1 protein-coding gene is annotated in these 1040 nt (G+C 48.8%); it reads left to right on the plus strand.

Annotated features, from left to right (window positions below; translation table 11 throughout):
- Positions 1-230 precede the first annotated feature (230 nt).
- A partial coding sequence (gene lldD / locus R7Z78_RS24845; RefSeq protein ID WP_169643722.1) for an FMN-dependent L-lactate dehydrogenase LldD occupies positions 231-1040 on the plus strand: 810 nt, incomplete at its 3' end.

Raw genomic sequence — 1040 nt, forward strand, 5'->3', positions numbered from 1 at the left:
CAATTCCCCCGGCAGCTGTGTCACCTTTCCAGTTTGCATAACTGACTGAACGATTAAATCAAGATTGTTCAACCAATTATGTAAGTGGGTTACCTAAATCGCAGATTCAAAAGTAAGTGATGCAAAGGTAACTATACTCATTTTGATGCTTTTAGCGCTTAGTGCGATGAAAGCTCACTTAAGAGCAAATGCTCCACAACTTTGCTTAGAATAACCGCTAGGACACCATTATGATTATCTCAGCTTCTACCGATTACCGCGCTGCCGCGAAAGCCAAGCTACCTCCGTTTCTATTCCATTATATTGATGGCGGCTCTTACGACGAACGCACGCTGAAGCGTAATACTGACGATTTAGGCGATGTTGCACTACGCCAGCGCGTCCTACGCGATATGACAGACTTGAGTCTGGAGACCGAGATTTTCGGTGAGAAACTTGCGATGCCAATCGCACTGGCACCTGTTGGTCTAACTGGCATGTACGCTCGCCGTGGTGAAGTACAAGCAGCAAAAGCGGCAGAGAAAAAAGGCATTCCTTTTACCATGTCGACTGTGTCGGTTTGTCCGATTGAAGAAGTGGCACCAGCCATTGAGCGTCCAATGTGGTTCCAGCTTTACGTGCTAAAAGACCGCGGCTTTATGAAAAACGTTCTTGAGCGTGCAAAAGCAGCAGGCGTTACTACATTGGTGTTCACGGTAGACATGCCAGTTCCAGGTGCGCGTTACCGTGACATGCACTCTGGTATGAGTGGCCCTAACGCAGCAATGCGCCGCGTATGCCAAGCCATGCGCCACCCAAGCTGGGCGCTGGATGTTGGCTTGCTAGGGAAGCCACACGATCTTGGTAACATCTCAACGTATCGTGGTGAACCAACGAAACTAGAAGACTACATCGGCTGGTTGGGCGCGAACTTCGACCCATCGATCTCTTGGAAAGATCTTGAGTGGATTCGTGATTTTTGGGATGGCCCAATGGTCATCAAAGGTATTCTGGATGAAGAAGACGCGAAAGATGCGGTACGTTTCGGTGCAGATGGCATT

This window comes from Vibrio sp. 1167, from assembly GCF_033340375.1.
GTDB classification, from domain to species: domain Bacteria; phylum Pseudomonadota; class Gammaproteobacteria; order Enterobacterales; family Vibrionaceae; genus Vibrio; species Vibrio alginolyticus.